Below are 18807 nucleotides of genomic sequence, written 5' to 3'. Positions count from 1 at the left end.
AAGATTTCCTGGGCCGACCTGATCGTACTCACCGGCAACGTCGCGCTGGAGTCCATGGGCTTCAAGACCTTTGGTTTCTCCGGTGGCCGTGCCGATGTGTGGGAGCCGGACGAAGACGTGTACTGGGGCTCGGAAAAGGTCTGGCTGGGTGGCGATACCCGCTATGGCAAGGAGCAGGTCAAAGCCCAGCCGCCAGGCCAGGGTGACCTGGTCGCGGAGCCGCAAAAGCATCCCGAAGAACAAAGCCGTGACCTCAGCGGTGAGCGCAACCTGGAAAACCCGCTGGCTGCGGTGCAGATGGGTTTGATCTACGTAAACCCGGAAGGCCCGGAAGGGAACCCGGACCCCGTCGCCTCAGGCCGGGATATCCGCGAAACGTTCGGGCGGATGGCCATGAACGATGAAGAAACCGTGGCGTTGATTGCGGGCGGCCACGCCTTCGGCAAGACCCACGGTGCCGGCCCGGCCGACAACGTAGGCCCTGAACCGGAAGCGGCGAGTCTCGAACTGCAGGGGCTGGGCTGGGCCAACCGCTTTGGCACTGGCAAAGGCGGGGATACCATTACCAGCGGCCTGGAGGTGACCTGGACTTCGACACCGACCCGGTGGAGCAACGAATACCTCAACAACCTGTTCAACTTCGAGTGGGAACTGACCAAGAGCCCGGCCGGTGCGCACCAGTGGCGCCCGAAGGATGGCAAAGGTGCAGGCACCGTGCCTGATGCCCACGATCCGGGGAAGAAGCATGCACCGTCCATGCTCACCTCTGACCTGGCCCTGCGTTTTGACCCGATCTATGAGCCCATCGCCAGGCGTTTCAAGGACAACCCCGATCAGCTGGCAGATGCCTTCGCCCGTGCCTGGTACAAACTGATCCACCGTGACATGGGCCCGCTGGCACGCTACCTGGGCCCGGAAATGCCCAACGAAGAGCTGCTGTGGCAAGACCCGCTGCCCAAAGCCGACCACCCGCTGGTGGGCGAGCAGGACATAGCCGGGCTCAAGGTCAAGATTCTCGCGTCGGGCCTGAGCGTCGCCGAACTGGTGTCCACCGCCTGGGCCGCTGCCTCGACCTTTCGGGGTTCGGACAAACGCGGTGGCGCCAACGGCGGCCGCCTGCGCCTGGCACCGCAGAAGGACTGGGCGGCGAACCAGGGCACCGGCAAGGTGCTGGCGGCGCTGGAGAAGATCCAGGGCGAGTTCAACGCCGGCGGCAAGAAGATATCCCTCGCCGACCTGATCGTCCTTGCCGGCTCCGCTGCGGTGGAAAAAGCCGCCAAGGATGCCGGGCACAACGTCAGCGTTGGCTTCCGCCCGGGGCGTACCGATGCCTCCCAGGCGCAGACTGACGTCGAGTCGTTTGCCGTGCTGGAACCACTGGCCGATGGCTTCCGCAACTTCAGCAAGGCCCGCTACAGCGTCAAGGCCGAGAAGCTGCTGCTGGACAAGGCCCAGTTGCTGACCCTCACCGCGCCTGAACTGACCGTGCTGATCGGCGGCCTGCGCGTGCTCGGTGCCAACCACGGTGGCAGCAAGGACGGGGTGTTTACCGACAAGCCTGGCACCCTGAGCAACGACTTCTTCCGCAACCTGCTGGACATGGGCGTGGAATGGAAGCCGACCTCGGCCGACAACGAAAGCTTCGAGGGCCGCGATCGCAAGACCGGGCAGGTGAAGTGGACCGGCAGCCGGGTCGACCTGGTGTTCGGCTCGCATGCGCAGCTGCGGGCGTTGAGTGAGGTGTATGGCAGTAGCGATGGCAACGACAAGTTCGTCAAAGACTTTGTTGCGGCCTGGGAAAAAGTCATGGAGCTGGATCGGTTCGATCTGGCTTGATCGAATCGCGGGCCTGGCAGCGATGCTGCCAGGCCCCGCATCAACGGCTAAAGGCACGCTACCCGCATAACGGTCGATATTCTTGGCGATTGGCTGCTATATTCTGCATCTTGCAGCCAAATGGCCGCCGATCCAGCAGGTAATCCATGAACAATAATTATTCGACCGACGTGGTGCTTTCCCAGCCGCCATTGGCAGATATTCTCAATGCGCCAGGCGTCTGGGTTGAAGCACCCAATATCCGCAGGGGTGGCGAGAGTGGGGTTTTGAAGGTCGAGCTGGACGGGCTTACTTTTTACAGAAAGCAGCAAGTCGGGCATGTCTATCGAAGCCTTGTTCACCCGTTTGGCTATCCGACCGTCGCGCGTGAAGCCAAGGCCCTTCGTGCGGCTGCGTCATTGGGTGTAGCAACGCCAACGCTTCTCCACGCCCACGTCCACAAGCACGATGGCGTGTGGCATGCGGTGATGGTGACGGCCGCTCTGGACGGCTACACGTCGCTGGAGGACTTCTATGCTCAACGGCTGGATCAATCACTTGGGCAGCGTCGACACCATGAGATTCTGGAGGCGTATGGCCGTGTGCTGGCCAACTTGAACCTGGGGCGTTGGCAGCATGGGTGCTTGTACTTGAAACATGTATTCGTCGATTTCAGTCAGCCGGTTGTGAAAGTGGCATTGCTCGACCTCGAGAAGGCCAGGAAACGTTTTACTGCCAAGCAGGCCAGCCGCCATGACCTAAGGCAAGTCAAGCGCAGGTCGGGGTGGTCAGGTGAAGACTGGGAAGCGTTCTGCAGGGGCTACCGCTGTTCGTTCGGGGCAGACGTAGGGCAGCCACTCTAACGTCCCGACTCCGCGGGTAATATCCGCGATAAAGCCCCAGCAGGCTTTGAAATACTGCGTTATCAAAGCAGCGGACCTGACTGCACACAGAAGGTGATTGTACGTGAACCCCGAATCCATGTTGGCGGCACTGCCCGGCTTCGCTATCGCCCCTGAGGCGATCCAGGTGTTGCCCGATGCTGCGGCCTACCGCACCTGCCTGCTCGAACGCATTGCAACGGCGACCCGGCGTATCGTCATCGTCGCCTTGTACCTGCAGGAGGACGAGGCCGGCCAGGAGGTGCTCGATGCCCTGTACCAGGCCAAGGCTAAGCGCCCGGGCCTGGAGATTGTCATCGTGGTCGACTGGTTCCGTGCCCGTCGTGGCCTGCTGGGGGCCGGGCGTCAGCCGGGCAACGCGGCCTGGTACCAGGCCCAGCGCCAGCTGCGTGGGCTCGATGTGGTGATCCATGGCGTGCCGGTGCAGACCCGCGAGCTGTTCGGTGTGCTGCACCTGAAGGGCAGCGTGATCGACGATTGCGTGATCTATACCGGCGCCAGCCTGAACAATGTCTACCTGCACCGGTTCGACCGTTATCGGCTGGACCGTTACCACCTGTTCCAGTCGCCGGCCCTGGCCGATGCCATGGTCGATCTGGTCCGGCGCCTGCTGCACCCTACCGCCACGCCGCGTCTTGATCTGCCCGCGCCACCCGCTACACGCAGCCTGCGTGGCGATATCCGGCGCCTGCGCGCACGCCTGCGGCGCATGGCCTACGACGCACCCGTCGCCATGGCCGGGCAGGGGCTGCGGGTGATTCCGCTGCTCGGCGTCGGCCGTGGCAACCCGCTCAACCGCACGGTGTGCGCGTTGCTGGCTGCGGCACATTCGCAGATCATCATCAGCACGCCGTATTTCAACCCGCCACGGGTGGTGATGCGTGAGATCGACCGTGCCTTGGACCGGGGCGTGCGTATCGAGCTGATCGTCGGCCATCGCACTGCCAACGACTTCTATATCGCCCCGGGCGAGCCGTTCAGCGCCAGCGGTGCCTTGCCGTACCTGTACGAGGACAACCTGCGAGCCTTCGCCCGGCGGCGCGATGGCGCCATTACCAGCGGCCAGTTGCAGATCCGCATCTGGAACGACCCGGGCCATACCTTCCACGCCAAGGGCGTGTGGGTCGACCAGCGCTATTCGCTGCTGACCGGCAACAACCTCAACCCGCGCGGGTTCAACCTGGACCTGGAAAACGGCCTGCTGATCGATGACCCGCACGGGCAGTGGCTGGTGCCGCGCGCGGTGGAGCTGGAGGGCATTCGCCGGCATGCGCCGCAGATCGGCGCGGCGGATGAGCTGGGCGAGAAGGCCGACCATCCCAAGGAAGTGCGCAAGTTCCTGCGTCGCCTGCGCTATAGCCGGCTGGAGCCGTTGATCAAACGGGTACTCTGAGGCCGCCCGCACAGGCCAGTCGTCAGTTGCACCGATCATCGTCCGCCGTTGCCAGTCAACTCAGATGAACCCTGGCATAAGGTTTTATCTGAATGGAAGCACTCCTCGGCAATGGCTCGCCGCGCAGTCATGTGGTGCGCCAACTGACCCTGGCATTCTCGTGCTTGCTCATCGTGGCCTTGCTGCTCGGCCTGGTCTCGCTGTATCGCATCGCCCAGACCCTGGACGACCGGGAGCGGGCGCAAAGCCGTTTTCTTGCAGAATCGGCGCTGATGCAATTGCAGAAGAACGAGCGCAGCTTCCTGCTGACCCACGCCTTCTGGCAGGCCGCCTACGATCATCTGGCGGGCCCGGTGGACAGCCGCTGGGCCTATGATGAAGACAATGTCGGCCAGACCCTTTACAGCGAAGACGGCTACGAAGGGGTGTTCGTGCTCGATGACGGTGGCACCCATTACGCCGTGCTTGACGGGCAGTTGAGCGATCAAGGCTTAGAGCGCCTCAGCGCAAGCAGCGGCCGGGTGCTGCAGCAGGCCCGCCGGGCGGTCGAACAGGAGCAGGCCGCGTCGGGCTACCTGCTGTTTCGTGGCCAGCCCGCGCTGTTTGCGGCAGCCGTCATTCGTCCCCCGTCGATGCCCCACCATCTGCCTGCGCCCAGTGCGGTGCTGGTGTTTGTCCGGGTACTGGACCCGGCGATGCTCGACACCCTCGGCAAGACGGTCGGTTTGGCGGATTTCGCCGTCTCCAGCGCCGAGCGCCTCGCACCGGACCGCGGCTCCCTGCCGCTCGAAGGCAGCGGGCAAAGCCTGACCTGGCACATCGAGCAGCCTGGTAGTGAATTGGTCGACAAAGTGCTGCTGCCCTTGGCCTTGGCTTTGCTGGTCTTCGCCCTGTTGATGGCCCTGTTTGCCCGCCATGCAATGCGTTCCAGCGCCGATATCGACCGCAGCTATCGCCAGCTCGCGGCGTCCAGGAACGCCCTGGAAACCAGCGAGGCGCGTTTCAAGGCAGTCGCCGAGGCGGCGTCTGACTGGATCTGGGAAACCGACGTCCAGCAGCACCTGATGTACCTGTCCGCCCGGTTTGCCGAGTTGACCGGTCATCCCGTCGAACAGTGGCTGCAGCGCCCCCTCAAGCAACTGCTCGCCTGCGACACCAGCCATATCGAGACCTGGCTGCATGGCCTGGCTGCCACCGAATCGACCGGCAGCCTGCGCTGCCAGTACCGCGATCGTCTCGGCCAGCAACGTGAATGCCGCATCGCGGCGCGGGCAATCATCGAGCATGGCGTCTGCAAAGGGTTTCGCGGAACCTGCAGCGACATTACTGACGAAGTGGCTGCCCATGCGCAGATTCAGCACCTTTCCTTGCACGATGCGCTCACGGGGCTGCCCAACCGCAACAAGCTGTTTCGTTTTCTCGAACAGGACAAGCCCGCGCCCGTGGCGCTCTTGATGCTCGACCTGGACAACTTCAAACCGATCAACGACAGCCTAGGCCACCCGGCCGGCGACACGGTGCTGATCGAGGTGGCCCGGCGTCTGGGCGAAGTGACCCGCGACAGTGACCTGGTCGCGCGCCTGGGTGGCGACGAATTCATCGTGGTACTGGATCGGCCTGGGCAGCGCGAGGAAATGGACCGCTTCTGCGCGCGCCTGATCGAGACGTTGCGTCAGCCGATCAAGCTCGATGGCCACACCGTTCAGGTCGGCGCAAGCCTGGGTGTGGTGCTATCGGCCGAGTACCCCGGCACGCCGGGAGACCTGATTCGCTACGCCGACGTTGCTTTGTACAGCGCCAAGGAGGCCGGCAAGAATACCTGGCGCTATTTCTCGACGCAGATGAACGCCGCGTTGCTGGAAAAGCGCTCGCTCGAAGCTGACCTGCGCGAGGGCATCCCGCGGGGTGAACTGGTGCTGCACTACCAGCCACGCTTCAAGGTCGATGGCACCACGGTGGCGTCCGCCGAAGCGCTGGTGCGCTGGCGTCATCCGCGCCTGGGCCTGCTGGGCCCGGACCGCTTCATCCCGATGGCCGAAGAGTCGGACCTGATCGTGCAACTCGGCAACTGGGTGCTGCACGAAGCCTGCAGCCGCGCCTGCCACTGGCCGTTGGATGTGCTGGTGTCGGTGAACATGTCACCGGCGCAGTTCCGCCGCAGCGACGTGGTGCGTGACGTGGCTGACGCGCTCAGGCACACCGGCCTGCCGGCGCACCGCCTGGAGCTGGAGATTACCGAAAACGTCATGCTCAACGATGTCGAGGGCGCGCTGCAGACCATGAATGCGCTCAAGGAGCTGGGCGTGCGGCTGAACATGGACGATTTCGGCACCGGTTACTCTTCGCTGGGCTACCTGCGCACCTATCCGTTCGACAGTATCAAGATCGACAAGCGTTTCGTGCAGTCGCTGGGCAAGAGCGACAGTGACCGCAGCGTGGTACAGGCTATCATCAACCTGGGCAACGCCATGGGCATGACGGTCACCGCCGAGGGCGTCGAGACCCAGGAACAACTGGCGCTTCTCAGCGATGACCAATGCCATGAGGTGCAAGGCTTCTTGCTGAGCAAACCGGTGGAAAACCAGGCGTTGGTGCGTTTGATGGAGGCGGCAAAGCCCACGGATCGTGTCGTGCCTTGAACGGATACATTCATTTGCGTGCAACGCGACGGTTCGCCCCTCTGAAAAGTCATCTCAAGCGCATACAATCAGCCCTTTCCCACGTTAATGAGACAGGCCAATCCGTATATGGCGCTTGATCCACTTACGATGCTGACGATCACCATCGCCCTGGCCGCTGCGGCAGCGCTGTACCTGGCGATCGAGTGGGGCAGTGTGCGCGAACCTTCGCTGCTGTTCTGGAGCGCCGGTTTCGCCACCATCACGGTCGGCTCGACCCTGGCCTTGTTGCGCGGGATCGGCCTGCTGCTGATTGGTATCTGGTTCGCCAATGGGTTGCTGGTGGTTGCCCACGCGTTCTTTCTGATGGGCGTGGTGCGTTTCACCCAGGCTCGGTTGTCGCGGGCCTGGCTGTTGATCGTGTTGGTATGGTTCGGGTTGCTGTTGCTGCCGGTGGGCCCGCAGTGGTCGAAAGTGATGCTGATGGTCAACTCGCTGCTGGTGGCGTTGCTCACGCTCAAGAGCAGCTTCCTGTTGCGTCCGCATGGCAGGTCATTGAGTGTGGGGGCCGTGCAGTTGCGTTATGTGCTGCTCATTCATGGCCTGTTCTATGTGGCCAAGGCGATCGTGGCGGTGACGCCGGGCGCGCTGATCGACCTGGCGACCTTTGGCGGCCTGATCATCCAGATTTCCCTGGTCGAAGGGGCGATGGCGATCATGTTGATCGCGCTTTCGATGACCGGCACCGTGCGTTATCGCCGTGAGGAGCGCATCGCCCGGCTGGCTGCACGCGACCCTCTGACAGCGCTGTACAACCGCCGGGCCCTGGAAGTCCGCGCCACACACCTGTTCAAGGCGGTCAGCCCGGCTCAGCCTGGTGCATTGCTGCTGATCGATATCGACAACTTCAAGCTGGTCAACGACCTGCATGGCCATGCGGCGGGTGACCGCCTGCTGATTGCATTGAGCGAAATGATTCGCGTGGTGCTGCCTGAGCGTGCGTTGGCAGCGCGACTGGGCGGCGATGAGTTCGTGATCCTGCTCAGCGATGCCAGCAGCGAAAAAGTGGTGGAACTGGGCAGCCTGCTGCGCGACCAGTTCCAGCAGTTTGCCAGGGAGGCGATGCCGACCCCGCAGGCAGTGACCCTTAGTATCGGCGCCAACCTGTTCGACCAGCCACCGGCCAGCCTGGCGGCGTTGATCGAGCAGGGGGATGTGGCCTTGTACCAGTCAAAGCGCGGCGGGCGTGACAGCATTCGCCTGGTGGACCGAACCCTGGTCAGTTCTGTGAAGTAGCAGGGGCCGCAAAGCGAAGGCGGCCCCGGCGAACTCAGGTCACAACCTGATAGCACGGCACATACGCCGCGCCACCGGGCAACTTCATCCGGTGCTGGTCGACAAACGCCTGCAACAGGCGACCCAACGGCTCCAGCACCGCCGCATCACCACGGATCTGATACGGCCCGTGCTCCTCGATCAGCCGTATGCCCTTGTCTTTCACGTTCCCCGCCACGATCCCGGAGAACGCCCGGCGCAGGTTGGCCGCCAGTTCATGGGCCGGCAAATCGCGGCGCAGGGCCAATTCGGCCATGTTGGCGTGGGTCGGGTCGAACGGATGCTGGAAGCCCCCGTCGATCTTCAGCAGCCAGTTGAAGTGGAAGGCGTCGTTGCGCTCGCGGCGGAACTGCTTGACCTCCTTGAGCCCCTCGACCATGTGCCGTGCCACTTCGGCCGGGTCATCGATGATGATCTGGTAGTGACGCTGCGCGGCCTCGCCCAGAGTGGCGCCGACAAAGGCATGCAGTTGCTGCAGGAACGGTTCGGCGCTGCGCGGCCCGGTGAGCACCACCGGGAACGGCAGGGCCTGGTTGTCCGGGTGCATGAGGATGCCGAGCAGGTAGAGGAATTCCTCGGCGGTACCGGCGCCGCCGGGGAAGATGATGATGCCGTGGCCGACACGGACGAAGGCTTCCAGGCGCTTCTCGATGTCCGGCAGGATCACCAGCTCGTTGACGATCGGGTTGGGTGCCTCGGCGGCGATGATGCCCGGCTCGGTCAGGCCCAGATAACGGCTGCCGTGCATGCGCTGCTTGGCATGGGCGATGGTCGCGCCCTTCATCGGGCCCTTCATCACACCCGGGCCGCAACCGGTGCAGATGTCCAGCTTGCGCAGGCCCAGCTCATGGCCGACCTTTTTGGTGTACTGGTATTCCTCGCTGCTGATCGAGTGGCCGCCCCAGCACACCACCATCTTCGGCTCCACGCCGGGGCGCAGGGTGCGGGCGTTGCGCAGCAGGTGGAAGACATAGTCGGTGATGCCCTGGGAGCTTTCCAGGTCGATGCGCTGGCTGGCCAGCTCGCTTTCGGTATAGACGATATCGCGCAGGGCGCTGAACAGCATCTCGCGGGTGCTGGCGATCATCTCGCCATCGACGAAAGCGTCGGCCGGTGCGTTCAGTAGCTCCAGGCGCACGCCGCGATCTTGTTGGTGGATACGGACTTCGAAGTCCTTGTACGCCTCGAGAATGGTCTTGGCGTTGTCGACATGGGCGCCGGTATTGAGAATGGCCAGGGCGCACTGGCGGAACAGGGTGTAGAGGCTACCGGTACCGACTTCACTCAGTTGCTGGACTTCACGTTGCGACAGCGTCTCCAGGCTGCCTTTGGGGCTGACGGATGCATTGATGACATGGCGTTGGGGCATCTAAGTCTTTCCTGTGCAGGTAAAAACATCCTTCTATGACAACACCATACAGTCGATTGCGCGTCAACCCAAAAGCCGTTGTACACCCAGGGTAATTGCCAACCCGCCACCGACCAGCCACAGGTTGAGGATTGCCCCGGTGATCAGCGCCTTGGGCCCGGCCTGGCGGATCTGGCTCCAGCGGGTTTCCATGCCCAGCGCCGTCATGGCCATGGTCAGGGCGAAGGTGTCCAGGCTGTTGATCGCCTGGGTCACGCTGCCTGGCAACACCTGCAGCGAGTTCACCAGCACCAGGGCGAGGAAGCCGAAGGCGAACCAGGGCATGGCGATGCGCCCGTTACCTTGAGCCTGGCCTGGCTGGCGCGAGCGGCTGATCCACAGGCCCACCACCAGCAACACCGGCACCAGCAGCATCACTCGGGTCATCTTGACGATGGTGGCGATGTGCGTGGCTTCGGGGCTGACATTGCTCGCTGCGCCTACTACCTGCGCCACTTCGTGAAGGGTACCGCCGAAGAACAGGCCGGTGCCCATCGTGTCCAGCGGCAGCCAGCCGGCATTGATTGCCAGCGGGTAGAGGAACATCGACAGGGTGCCGAACAGCACCACGCTGCCGACCGCCATGGCGCTCTTGTGCGGGGCGCTGCGCAGCGCCGATTCGAATGCCAGCACGGCGGCGGCGCCGCAGATAGCACTGCCGGCCGCAGTGAGCAGGGCGGTGTCACGGTCGAGCTTGAACAGCTTGGTGCCGCACCACAGGCCGATCAGCAGGGTGCTGGTGACCACCAGCAGCGACACGGTCAAGCCGGACCAGCCCACTTCGGCAATTTCCTGCAGGCTCACGCGCAAGCCGAAGAACGCTACGGCGATGCGCAGCAGGCCTCGGGCCGAGAAGTTGATACCGGCCGCCCAGCTGGCCGGCACGCCGTCACGCAGGGCGTTGCCATACAGGGCGCCGGCGACGATGCCGACGATCAGCGGGCTGATGCCCAGGCTGGCGATGGCCGGCAGGGCTGCCAGCTGGGTGACGGCGAGCGCGAACAACGCAACGAACAGGATGCCGTTGAGCCGCCCTCGGGTAGTGAGGGTGGGCGCCAACGTGGTGTTGGAAGTAACCGTGGCCATGTGAGTCCTCCGGGAAAGTGTTTCGACATGGCCTACGTTAATCTGGTTATAAGCTTATAAAAAATCGTAATTTGGGATGGCAAATATCCGCTGAGCTGATATTTTGAAGAAATGACCCCAGAACAGCTGATAACGTTCGCCACCGTAGCCGAGCACGGCAACATCAGCCATGCCGCCCAGGCCTTGCACCTGTCGCAGCCTGCCGTGTCCGGCCAGCTCAAATTGTTGCAGGAGGACTTCGGCGAACCGCTGTACCAGCGCGCCGGCCGTGGCGTGCGCCTGACGGCTGCCGGCGAGCAACTGCTGGCTCATGCCCAGCGCCTGCGCGACACCTTCCGCCAGGCTCAGGCCTTGCGCGAGGCCATGCGCGGGCTGGAACGCGGCACCTTGCGCATCGGCGCCAGTACCACGCCGGCCAGCTACCTGCTGCCTTACCTGATCGCCGATTTCCATGGGCGCTATCCAGAGGTGTTAGTGACCACCTCCCACGGCAATACGGCAGAAATCGTCGCAGCGCTGGACAGCGTCGATATCGCCCTGATCGAAGGCCCGCCAGGGCAGGAGCTGCCACTGGGCACCGAAGTAACGGCGTGGCGCGAGGACGAGATCGTCGCCATCGTGCCCAGCGGCCATCCACTGGCGGGTGCTGAACAGCAAGGCTTGCAGGCGTTGGGGGCTTATCCGTTGGTGCTGCGCGAGAGTGGCTCGGGGGTGCGCCAGATCGTCGAGCGGGCGTTTGCCCGGCAGGGCGTGGCCATGCGCGTGGCACTGGAGATCGCCGGGGTGGAAGGGGTGAAGGAGGCGGTGCGGGCCGGGATGGGGATTGGTTTTGTCTCGGCCATGTCGATCCGCCATGAAGATGGCGTGCTGCGACAACTGAGGATTGCCCCAGAGCCGTTGGTGCGGCGGTTCTCCATCCTCTTGCCCCATGCCGCCACGCCGTCGCGGGCGGCAGCGCGGTTCATGGAACTGTGCGTGGGCCAGGTGACCGCAGTGACCTAACCCGTCCCTGCCGCCGGTAGCAGCGGCAGCCTGTCCAGGCGGGGTCAACTCACCTTGAACACATGCTTCATGTAAGCCACGAAGTTCTCGTCCCGGCACTGGGTCTTGCCCGGGCTGTCGGAGATCTTCGCCACCGGCGCGCCATTGCAGTCGGTCATCTTGATCACGATGTTCATCGGCTCCACACCCGGGATGTCGCAAGTCAGCCGGGTACCAATGCCGAAGCTCACGTTGATCCGCGCGTGCAACGCCCGATAAAGGCCCAGCGCCTTGGCGAAATCCAGCCCGTCGGAGAAGATCAGCGTCTTGCCCTTCGGGTCGATCCCCAGCCGCTCATAGTGGGCGATGGCCTTCTCCGCCCACACCAGCGGGTCCCCGGAGTCGTGGCGCAGGCCGTCGAACAGCTTGGCGAAGTACAGGTCGAAATCACCCAGGAAGGCGTCCATGGTGATGCAGTCGGTCAAGGCGATGCCCAGCAGTCCGCGGTACTCGCGCACCCAGGCTTCCAGCGCGGCGGCTTGGCTATCGACCAGGCGTGGGCCGAGTTGCTGGTGCGCCATGAACCATTCGTGGGCCATGGTGCCGAGCGGCTTCAGTTCGAGCTCGCGAGCCAGGTGCACGTTGCTGGTACCGACAAAGCGGCCGGGAAAGTCGTGCTTGAGCAGGTACACCACTTCTTCCTGTACCCGGTAGGAAAAGCGCCGCCGCGTACCGAAATCGGCCAGCTGGAAGCCGGCCAGTTCCTCGGCACTGGCCTCGGCCTTGAGCCAGTCGAACTTCTGGTAAAGGCGCTCGCCTACTTGTTCGATCACCACGTCGGGGTAGCGGTTGCGGTTGCGTACTTCGCTGATGATCGCCAGCAACGGGATCTCGTAGAGGATCACGTGCAGCCACGGCCCGCGCACGCGGATTGCCAGCTGCCCGGCCGCGTCCAGGCCAACCTGCACATAGCGCAGGTTGAAGCGGAACAGGCTGAGAAAACGGATGAAGTCTGGCTTGAGGAACGGGATCTTTTCCAGATAGGCCAGTTGGTCGTGGGTGACGGTGACCTCAGCCAGCTGTTCTATCTGGTAGCGGATTTCAGCCAGGTAAGGGGCGAGGTCTTCGCCGTTACGGCAGCGGAACTCCCACTCCACCTCGGCGTTGGGGTAGTTGTGCAGCACCGCCTGCATCATGGTGATCTTGTAGAAATCGGTGTCCAGCAGGTTCTGGATGATGCGTGGGCCGAAAACGCTTTCGCTCATGGGCGGTCTTCCTTGATCAGAGAGAGCTGGTAGTCGAGTGCTGCTTCATCGCCGCAGAGGATCACCCCTTCGGCGGCCAGCGCACCGCAGGCGGTGATGGCGCCTTCCTGGGTCAGGGCGCGGCAGGCCGGCAGGTACAGCAGCACCTGAAAGCCGGCCTGGCGCAGTTGCCGGGCGGTGGTCTTGACGCAGTAGTCCAGGGCCAGGCCGCCGACGATCACGGCGCCCACTCCGTGCACCTTCAGGTACTCGATGACCCCGGTGGAGCGGCGCTCGGCGAGGTCGTGGTAGCAGGCGCCGTAGGGGTGCAGGTCGGGCTCCACGCCTTTCCAGACGAAGTAGTCGTAGTCGATGGGGGCGGGCAGACCGGGCAGCAGCTCGAAGCCGGGGGTGCCAGGAACACAGTGGCTGACCCAGGTCAGGTCGGCGTTGGCCAGGTTCAGTGGCTGCAGCATCTGGCTGGGCTCGGCCACTACCCAGGCTGCGTTGGCCGGGTGGGCGTCCTTGCTGCCCAGGCGCAGGTCGGCGCGCAGGGCCATGGCGTTAAGGTCGGGGGCGATCTCGTTGCCTTCCGGCACCGGCAGCTCCTGAGGGGCGTTGGCGGTGAAGCCGTTCTGCGCGTCGACATCGAAACTGGCGATCTTCATGGCGGGTCTCCTCGCTGGAATGGCTATATAATTCACCTGGTGTGATAAGTATGTCAAGTGACAATTCCTATGAGCTTTCGGCTTGCCATACTTAGAGGCTCTGGTGGATTATTGCGCTGATGAAGAAGGAGTCCCCGGTGAGTACAGTCGAAGTTCTGGCCAGTGTCGATATCGTCGCCCTGCGCCTGGCCGCTGATGGCCAGCATTTGCAAGTGTTGTTGCACCGGCGTGAGCGCGAGCCCCATGCCGGCCAATGGGCCTTGCCCGGCGTCATCGTCAATGGTCGCACCCCGGATACCAGCCTGGAGGGCGCTGCCGAACGCGCCCTGCGCGAGAAGGCCCTGGTATTGCCGCGCCACTTCGAACAGGTGGGCACCGAAGGCAATGCTTTCCGCGACCCGCGGGGCTGGTCGTTGAGTACTTACTACCTGGCATTGCTCGACCCCCAACAGCAGGTCGAGGGTGAGCAACTGGCGTTTTTCGACCTGGACAGCGTGATTGACCGCAAGGTGTTGCTGCCGTTCGACCACAACCTGCTGGTCGAGCGTGCGCGCGAGCGGTTGGCTTCGAAGACGGTGTACAGCAGCTTGCCGCTGTACCTGCTGGCGCAGAAGTTCACCGTGCTCGATGCGCTTGGCGCGGTGCAGGCGTGCCTGGGGCAGGCGGTGAACAACACTTCGCTGCGCAAGCGGCTGGAGCGCTTGCGCGAGCTGGGTTGGGTGCGCGATACCGGGGAGAAGAACCAGCCCAGGCTGGGCCGGCCGCAGCAGTTGTATCAGTACACGCCGCAGGGGGAGCGGGTGTTCATGTTCGATCGTAGCCTTCTACCCGAAGGCGCTTGATCGACTCTTCACTCGCGTTCTGTCAGCTCAATGTGCGCAGCGGCCGGTATCGCCGTGTTCCGCCGGTGCCTTGCGCGCCGCTGCCAGAAGGGTCGCCAGCACGATCAGCGCAGCACCGGCAGCCATGCGCAGCGTCGGTTGATCACCAAACAACCACCACGCCCCGAGGATTGCATATACCGGCTCCAGCGCGATGATCATGCCGGCGGTGCGCGCCTCCAGCCCTTCCAGGCTCTTGACGAACAGGAACTGCGACAGCCCGGTGCAGAACACGCCCAGCAGCGCCAGGTTGATCCAGTCATCACCCCCCAGGCTGGTATTGCCCAGGTGGGTAAAGGCAAACGGCGCCACCAGCGCAGCCACCACCACGTTCTGCCAGAAGGCCACCTGCATGGCATTCATGTTCGACGGGTTGCGGCGGTTGGCCACGGTCAGCAGGGCGAACGCCAAGCCCGAGCCCAGGCCCCAGAGCAGGCCCACGGTGCCTGTGTCGAGCAAATCAAAGGTCGGTACCACCAGCACCAGGCCCGCCGTCACCATCAGCAGCAGCAAACCTTGCACGGCGCCGATGCGCTGGCCGAAAACGCCGCGTTCGATCATGGCAATGAACGCCGGGAAGCTGGCAAAGCCCAGGGTGGCCACGGCCACGCCACCGACTTTGACGGCGACGAAGAAGGTCACCCAGTGGGTGGCCAGCAGGGCGCCGGTCAGGCCCAGCACCGGCAGGTTGCGCAGGGTCAGCGCGTCGAGCAGGCGGGTGCCCTTGAGCCCGGCGACGAAGCCCAGGGCGATGAAGGCGAAGGTGGCGCGGCCGAAGGTGATGATGCTGGCGTTGGCCTCGATCAGGTGACCGAGGATACCGGTCAGGCCGAACAGCACAGCGGCGATGTGGGCAACGCACAGGGCGTTGCGGTGGCCGGTGGCAGCACCGGCTACGGGGATTGAAGTCGCGATCATGGCAGTCAAGTCTTCACAATGTGGCGCGCGCAAACACTCCCGATCGGCGCGACGCGGGTCTTTAATGCTGGGAGTTTTATCGTTATGAGCCCGGACGAACTGCCCGGTGCAAAAAGGCGCCACAGCGTTGGAATTGTGAAGCGAGGCTGTTTTACTCGCGAATACCACACCGATCAGCCCACGGCGCGGGGCTGGTCGGTGTCTGTATTATTTTTGTATACACCGTTTCGAAGCCGATTGCGGGCGACGTGTGCTTGTCTGATCGCGACATCGGTCGTTGCCTTGCAGCGCCGCCTTAGTCGTCACCGTAGTTCATGATCGACAGCAGGCGAATCGGCACCTGTACCAGCTGCTCCGGGCCGTGCGGGGTTTCGCCATCGAAGGTCAGGCTGTCGCCGGCCTGCAGGCGGTAGAGCTGGTTGCCGTGGCGATAGACCAGTTCACCTTCCAGCAAATGCAGGAACTCGGTACCGGGGTGGGCGAAGGTCGGGAATTCCTCGCTAGCATCGTCCATGGTCACCATGTACGCCTCGAAGTTCTTCTTTGGCCCCCTGGCGTGATTGAGCAGATGGTAGGTATGGCCCTTCTCGGTGCCGCGGCGCACCACCTCCAGCCCTTCACCGGCCTTGACCAGCAAGGCATTGCCATCGGGCTGGTCATACTGGCTGAACAGCTTGGCCATCGGCATGCCCAGCACATCGCACAGGCGGCTCAGGGTATCGAGGCTGGTGGACACCTGGGCGTTCTCGATCTTGCTCAGCATGCCCTGGCTGATGCCGGCGATGCGCGCCACATCGGCGAGCTTGAGCGACTGGGCTTGGCGCTGGCGCTTGATCTGCAGGCCCAGGTACTGCTCCAGGCGAAGGCGCGGTTCGGTTTCGGTTGGCATCGAATGTCCTGCACGGTTTCAGTTCAAGAATAAAGGTTTCGCACTGGGAAAGTGCGAAAGGCAACTGCGTTGGCCGCCGTTTTCCTCAGGTGAAAACAAGTTTCCCATAAATACAGCAGAAAAACCTGCCCGTGTTTTGTGTTTCCTGGGCCGGCCTCTTCGCGGGGCAAGCCCGCTCCTACAAGGTCCGCGCAAGCCCTTGTAGGAGCGGGCTTGCCCCGCGAAGAGGCCGGCCCAGCCCACACAAGGCCACCAGCCTGGCAAGAGTTGGCAAGCACATTGCATTCCTGTGAGGAAAGTAAGTTTCTCATGCGGAATTAGTGCCCCTCACCCAGGAGTGATCAACCCATGTTGCCAGCAGAAACCCAGCGCACCCTCGACCAGCACGGCATCAAGTATGTGCTGGCGCAGTTCGTCGATATCCACGGTTCGGCGAAGACCAAGTCGGTGCCGGTATCGGGCCTCAAGATGGTGGCTGAGGAGGGCGCTGGCTTTGCCGGGTTCGCCATCTGCGGCATGGGCATGGAACCCCACGGCCCAGACTTCATGGCCCGTGGCGATTTGTCCACACTGATCCCGGTGCCGTGGCAGCCGGGTTATGGCCGAGTGGTGTGCGTGGGCCACGTCAATGGCCAACCCTGGCCCTACGACAGCCGCCATGTGCTGCAGCAACAGGTGCAGCGCCTGGCCGACAAGGGCTGGACCCTGAACACCGGCCTCGAACCCGAGTTCAGCCTGTTCCGCCGTGACGAAGGCGGCAAGCTGCAGCTGGTGGACGCCTCCGACAACCTCGACAAGCCCTGCTACGACTACAAGGGCCTGTCGCGCTCGCGGCTGTTCCTCGAACGCCTGACCGAGGCGCTGCAGCCGGTTGGTTTCGACATTTACCAGATCGACCACGAAGACGCCAACGGCCAGTTCGAGATCAACTACACCTACAGCGACGCCATGGAGTCGGCCGACCGCTTCACCTTCTTCCGCATGGCCGCCGGCGAGATCGCCAACGACTTGGGCATGATCTGCTCGTTCATGCCCAAGCCTGACCCCAAGCGCGCCGGCAACGGCATGCATTTTCACCTGTCGCTGGCCAGCAGCAGCAACAAGAACCTGTTCCACGACCCGTCCGACAGCAGCGGCATGGGCTTGTCGAAACTGGCCTACCACTTCGCCGCCGGCCTGCTGGCCCACGGCCCGGCGCTGTGTGCCTTCGCCGCGCCCACGGTCAACTCGTACAAGCGTCTTGTCGTCGGCCGCTCGCTGTCCGGCGCCACCTGGGCCCCGGCCTTTGTTGCCTACGGCGCCAACAACCGCTCGGCGATGGTGCGCATCCCCTATGGCCGCCTGGAGTTCCGCCTGCCGGACGCCGGCTGCAACCCGTACCTGGTCACCGCCGCGATCATCGCCGCGGGCCTCGATGGCATCGACCGTCAGCTGGAACCGGGCGAGATGTGCAACGAGAACCTCTACAACCTAAGCCTGGAAGAGATCGCCGCACGCGGCATCAAGACCTTGCCGCAGTCGCTCAAGGAAGCCGCCGACGCCCTGGAGGCCGACCCGCTGTTCCGCGAGGTGCTCGGCGCCGAGATCGTCGACGAGTTCATCAAGCTCAAGCGCATGGAATGGGTGGAGTACTGCCGCCACGTCTCCGACTGGGAAATCCAGCGGTACACCGAATTCTTCTGACTGCCAACCCAATCCCTGGGTAGCGGCAAAAGCAGCGGCTACCCACTGCCTAGAAGGAGTATCACCATGTGTGGAATCGTAGGTCTGTACCTGAAAAAGCCAGCGCTGCAAGCCCAGCTCGGCAAGCTCTTCGAACCCATGCTCCAAGCCATGACCGACCGTGGCCCGGACAGCGCCGGCTTTGCCATCTACGGCGATGAAGTGGCCGATGGCTGGGTCAAGCTGACCCTGCAGGCGACGGACATCAACTACCCCTGGGCGGCCCTGATGGGGCTGCTGGAAGGGCGCCTGTGCTGCTCGCTGGACTGGTTTCAGAACGCCAGCGCCGCCGTGCTCAAGGTGCACGCCGATGAAGCCACAGCCCGCGCCGCGCTGGCCGAGTTGGCTCCCGAGGTGCGCATCATGAGCGCCGGGCAGAGCATCGAGATCCTCAAGGGCATGGGCCTGCCAGCGGACATCTCCAGCCGCTTCGGCCTGGCCGGCATGAAGGGCAGCCACATCATCGGCCATACCCGCATGGCCACCGAAAGCGCCGTGACCATGGAAGGCAGCCACCCGTTCTCCACCGGCGCCGACCTGTGCCTGGTGCACAACGGTTCGCTGTCCAACCACTTCCGCCTGCGTCAGGCGCTCAAGCGCGAAGGCATCGCCTTCGAGACCGACAACGACACTGAAGTGGCGGCCGGCTACCTGACCTGGCGCCTGCAGCAGGGCGACACGTTGGCCCAGGCCCTGGACGGTGCGCTGCAAGACCTGGACGGTTTCTTCACCTTCGCCATCGGCACCCGCAACGGCTTTGCCGTGATCCGCGACCCGATCGCCTGCAAGCCGGCGGTACTGGCCGAGACCGAGGACTACGTGGCCATGGCCTCCGAATACCAGGCCCTGGCCAGCCTGCCGGGTATCGAGCACGCCAAGGTCTGGGAACCGGCGCCGGCCACCCTGTACGTCTGGGAACGCGAAAGCGCCTGACCCCACCGAATCAC

Annotated in this window: 15 protein-coding genes; 9 read left to right on the top strand and 6 right to left on the bottom strand. The window is 63.7% G+C overall.

From position 1 onward, the window contains the following. From katG to APH28_RS26320, 5 genes are all read left to right on the top strand, one after another. The coding region (gene katG, locus APH28_RS26340; RefSeq protein ID WP_060513348.1) for a catalase/peroxidase HPI at nt 1-1836 on the top strand (1836 nt) is incomplete at its 5' end. A gap of 146 nt (nt 1837-1982) precedes the next feature. After that, entirely contained in the window at nt 1983-2678 is a 696-nt protein-coding gene (locus APH28_RS26335) for a lipopolysaccharide kinase InaA family protein (RefSeq protein ID WP_082432400.1), read from the top strand. 118 nt (nt 2679-2796) lie between these two features. After that, the gene (pssA, locus tag APH28_RS26330) at nt 2797-4110 is read left to right on the top strand and encodes a CDP-diacylglycerol--serine O-phosphatidyltransferase (protein ID WP_060513351.1); all 1314 of its coding nucleotides are present in this window, start codon (nt 2797-2799) and stop codon (nt 4108-4110) included. A gap of 92 nt (nt 4111-4202) precedes the next feature. Next, the gene (locus APH28_RS26325; protein WP_060513347.1) at nt 4203-6749 is read left to right on the top strand and encodes an EAL domain-containing protein; all 2547 of its coding nucleotides are present in this window, start codon (nt 4203-4205) and stop codon (nt 6747-6749) included. 129 nt (nt 6750-6878) lie between these two features. After that, a complete protein-coding gene (locus APH28_RS26320) occupies nt 6879-8024 on the top strand; it encodes a GGDEF domain-containing protein (protein WP_060513346.1) in 1146 nt (381 codons plus the stop codon). A 34-nt stretch (nt 8025-8058) separates the two neighbouring features. Here the strand turns inward: APH28_RS26320 and ppnN are convergent, their stop codons facing one another. Together ppnN and APH28_RS26310 are read right to left on the bottom strand one after the other, a co-directional pair. Then, nucleotides 8059-9432: a nucleotide 5'-monophosphate nucleosidase PpnN gene (gene ppnN, locus APH28_RS26315; protein ID WP_060513345.1), complete on the bottom strand. Its 1374-nt coding sequence runs from the start codon at nt 9430-9432 to the stop codon at nt 8059-8061. 63 nt (nt 9433-9495) lie between these two features. After that, nucleotides 9496-10557, bottom strand: coding sequence for a YeiH family protein (locus APH28_RS26310; protein WP_060513344.1), 1062 nt, complete (start codon nt 10555-10557; stop codon nt 9496-9498). Nucleotides 10558-10668: 111 nt separating this feature from the next. Between APH28_RS26310 and APH28_RS26305 the strand changes: the two genes are divergently transcribed. Then, the gene (locus APH28_RS26305) at nt 10669-11559 is read left to right on the top strand and encodes a LysR family transcriptional regulator (RefSeq protein ID WP_060513343.1); all 891 of its coding nucleotides are present in this window, start codon (nt 10669-10671) and stop codon (nt 11557-11559) included. 44 nt (nt 11560-11603) lie between these two features. Here APH28_RS26305 and pncB read toward each other — a convergent pair whose 3' ends face one another. Further along, nucleotides 11604-12803, bottom strand: a complete 1200-nt coding sequence (gene pncB / locus APH28_RS26300; RefSeq protein ID WP_060513342.1) for a nicotinate phosphoribosyltransferase — start codon at nt 12801-12803, stop codon at nt 11604-11606. Next, nucleotides 12800-13450 carry a nicotinamidase gene (locus tag APH28_RS26295; RefSeq protein ID WP_060513341.1) on the bottom strand — a complete coding sequence of 217 codons (651 nt, stop codon included), beginning with the start codon at nt 13448-13450 and terminating at the stop codon, nt 12800-12802. Before APH28_RS26295 ends, pncB begins: the two co-directional genes overlap by 4 nt. 137 nt (nt 13451-13587) lie before the next feature. Between APH28_RS26295 and APH28_RS26290 the strand changes: the two genes are divergently transcribed. Beyond that, a complete protein-coding gene (locus APH28_RS26290) occupies nt 13588-14292 on the top strand; it encodes an NUDIX domain-containing protein (RefSeq protein WP_060513340.1) in 705 nt (234 codons plus the stop codon). Between the two features lie 27 nt (nt 14293-14319). Here the strand turns inward: APH28_RS26290 and APH28_RS26285 are convergent, their stop codons facing one another. Then, nucleotides 14320-15249: a DMT family transporter gene (locus APH28_RS26285; protein ID WP_060513339.1), complete on the bottom strand. Its 930-nt coding sequence runs from the start codon at nt 15247-15249 to the stop codon at nt 14320-14322. Nucleotides 15250-15544: 295 nt separating this feature from the next. Next, complete coding sequence (locus APH28_RS26280) at nt 15545-16138, bottom strand: cupin domain-containing protein (RefSeq protein WP_060513338.1); 594 nt, start codon at nt 16136-16138, stop codon at nt 15545-15547. Between the two features lie 348 nt (nt 16139-16486). On the opposite strand from APH28_RS26280, the gene glnT reads away from it, so the two are divergent. Continuing rightward, complete coding sequence (gene glnT / locus APH28_RS26275) at nt 16487-17821, top strand: type III glutamate--ammonia ligase (RefSeq protein ID WP_060513337.1); 1335 nt, start codon at nt 16487-16489, stop codon at nt 17819-17821. Nucleotides 17822-17887: 66 nt separating this feature from the next. Beyond that, nucleotides 17888-18793, top strand: coding sequence for a glutamine amidotransferase family protein (locus APH28_RS26270; RefSeq protein WP_060513336.1), 906 nt, complete (start codon nt 17888-17890; stop codon nt 18791-18793). The last annotated feature ends 14 nt before the right edge of the window (nt 18794-18807 follow it).

The organism is Pseudomonas sp. NBRC 111124, from assembly GCF_001320245.1.
In the GTDB taxonomy this organism is placed as follows: Bacteria; Pseudomonadota; Gammaproteobacteria; order Pseudomonadales; family Pseudomonadaceae; genus Aquipseudomonas.
This window is presented reverse-complemented; position numbering and strand designations above follow the sequence as displayed.

Coding starts and splice junctions, on each gene's coding strand:
- APH28_RS26270 (WP_060513336.1), top strand. CDS start 17,888: ATGTGTGGAATCGTAGGTCTGTACCTGAAAAAGCCAGCGCTGCAAGCC.
- APH28_RS26325 (WP_060513347.1), top strand. CDS start 4,203: ATGGAAGCACTCCTCGGCAATGGCTCGCCGCGCAGTCATGTGGTGCGC.
- ppnN (WP_060513345.1), bottom strand. CDS start 9,432: ATGCCCCAACGCCATGTCATCAATGCATCCGTCAGCCCCAAAGGCAGC.
- pssA (WP_060513351.1), top strand. CDS start 2,797: ATGTTGGCGGCACTGCCCGGCTTCGCTATCGCCCCTGAGGCGATCCAG.
- APH28_RS26310 (WP_060513344.1), bottom strand. CDS start 10,557: ATGGCCACGGTTACTTCCAACACCACGTTGGCGCCCACCCTCACTACC.
- APH28_RS26305 (WP_060513343.1), top strand. CDS start 10,669: ATGACCCCAGAACAGCTGATAACGTTCGCCACCGTAGCCGAGCACGGC.
- APH28_RS26320 (WP_060513346.1), top strand. CDS start 6,879: ATGCTGACGATCACCATCGCCCTGGCCGCTGCGGCAGCGCTGTACCTG.
- APH28_RS26280 (WP_060513338.1), bottom strand. CDS start 16,138: ATGCCAACCGAAACCGAACCGCGCCTTCGCCTGGAGCAGTACCTGGGC.
- APH28_RS26295 (WP_060513341.1), bottom strand. CDS start 13,450: ATGAAGATCGCCAGTTTCGATGTCGACGCGCAGAACGGCTTCACCGCC.
- APH28_RS26335 (WP_082432400.1), top strand. CDS start 1,983: ATGAACAATAATTATTCGACCGACGTGGTGCTTTCCCAGCCGCCATTG.
- APH28_RS26285 (WP_060513339.1), bottom strand. CDS start 15,249: ATGATCGCGACTTCAATCCCCGTAGCCGGTGCTGCCACCGGCCACCGC.
- pncB (WP_060513342.1), bottom strand. CDS start 12,803: ATGAGCGAAAGCGTTTTCGGCCCACGCATCATCCAGAACCTGCTGGAC.
- glnT (WP_060513337.1), top strand. CDS start 16,487: ATGTTGCCAGCAGAAACCCAGCGCACCCTCGACCAGCACGGCATCAAG.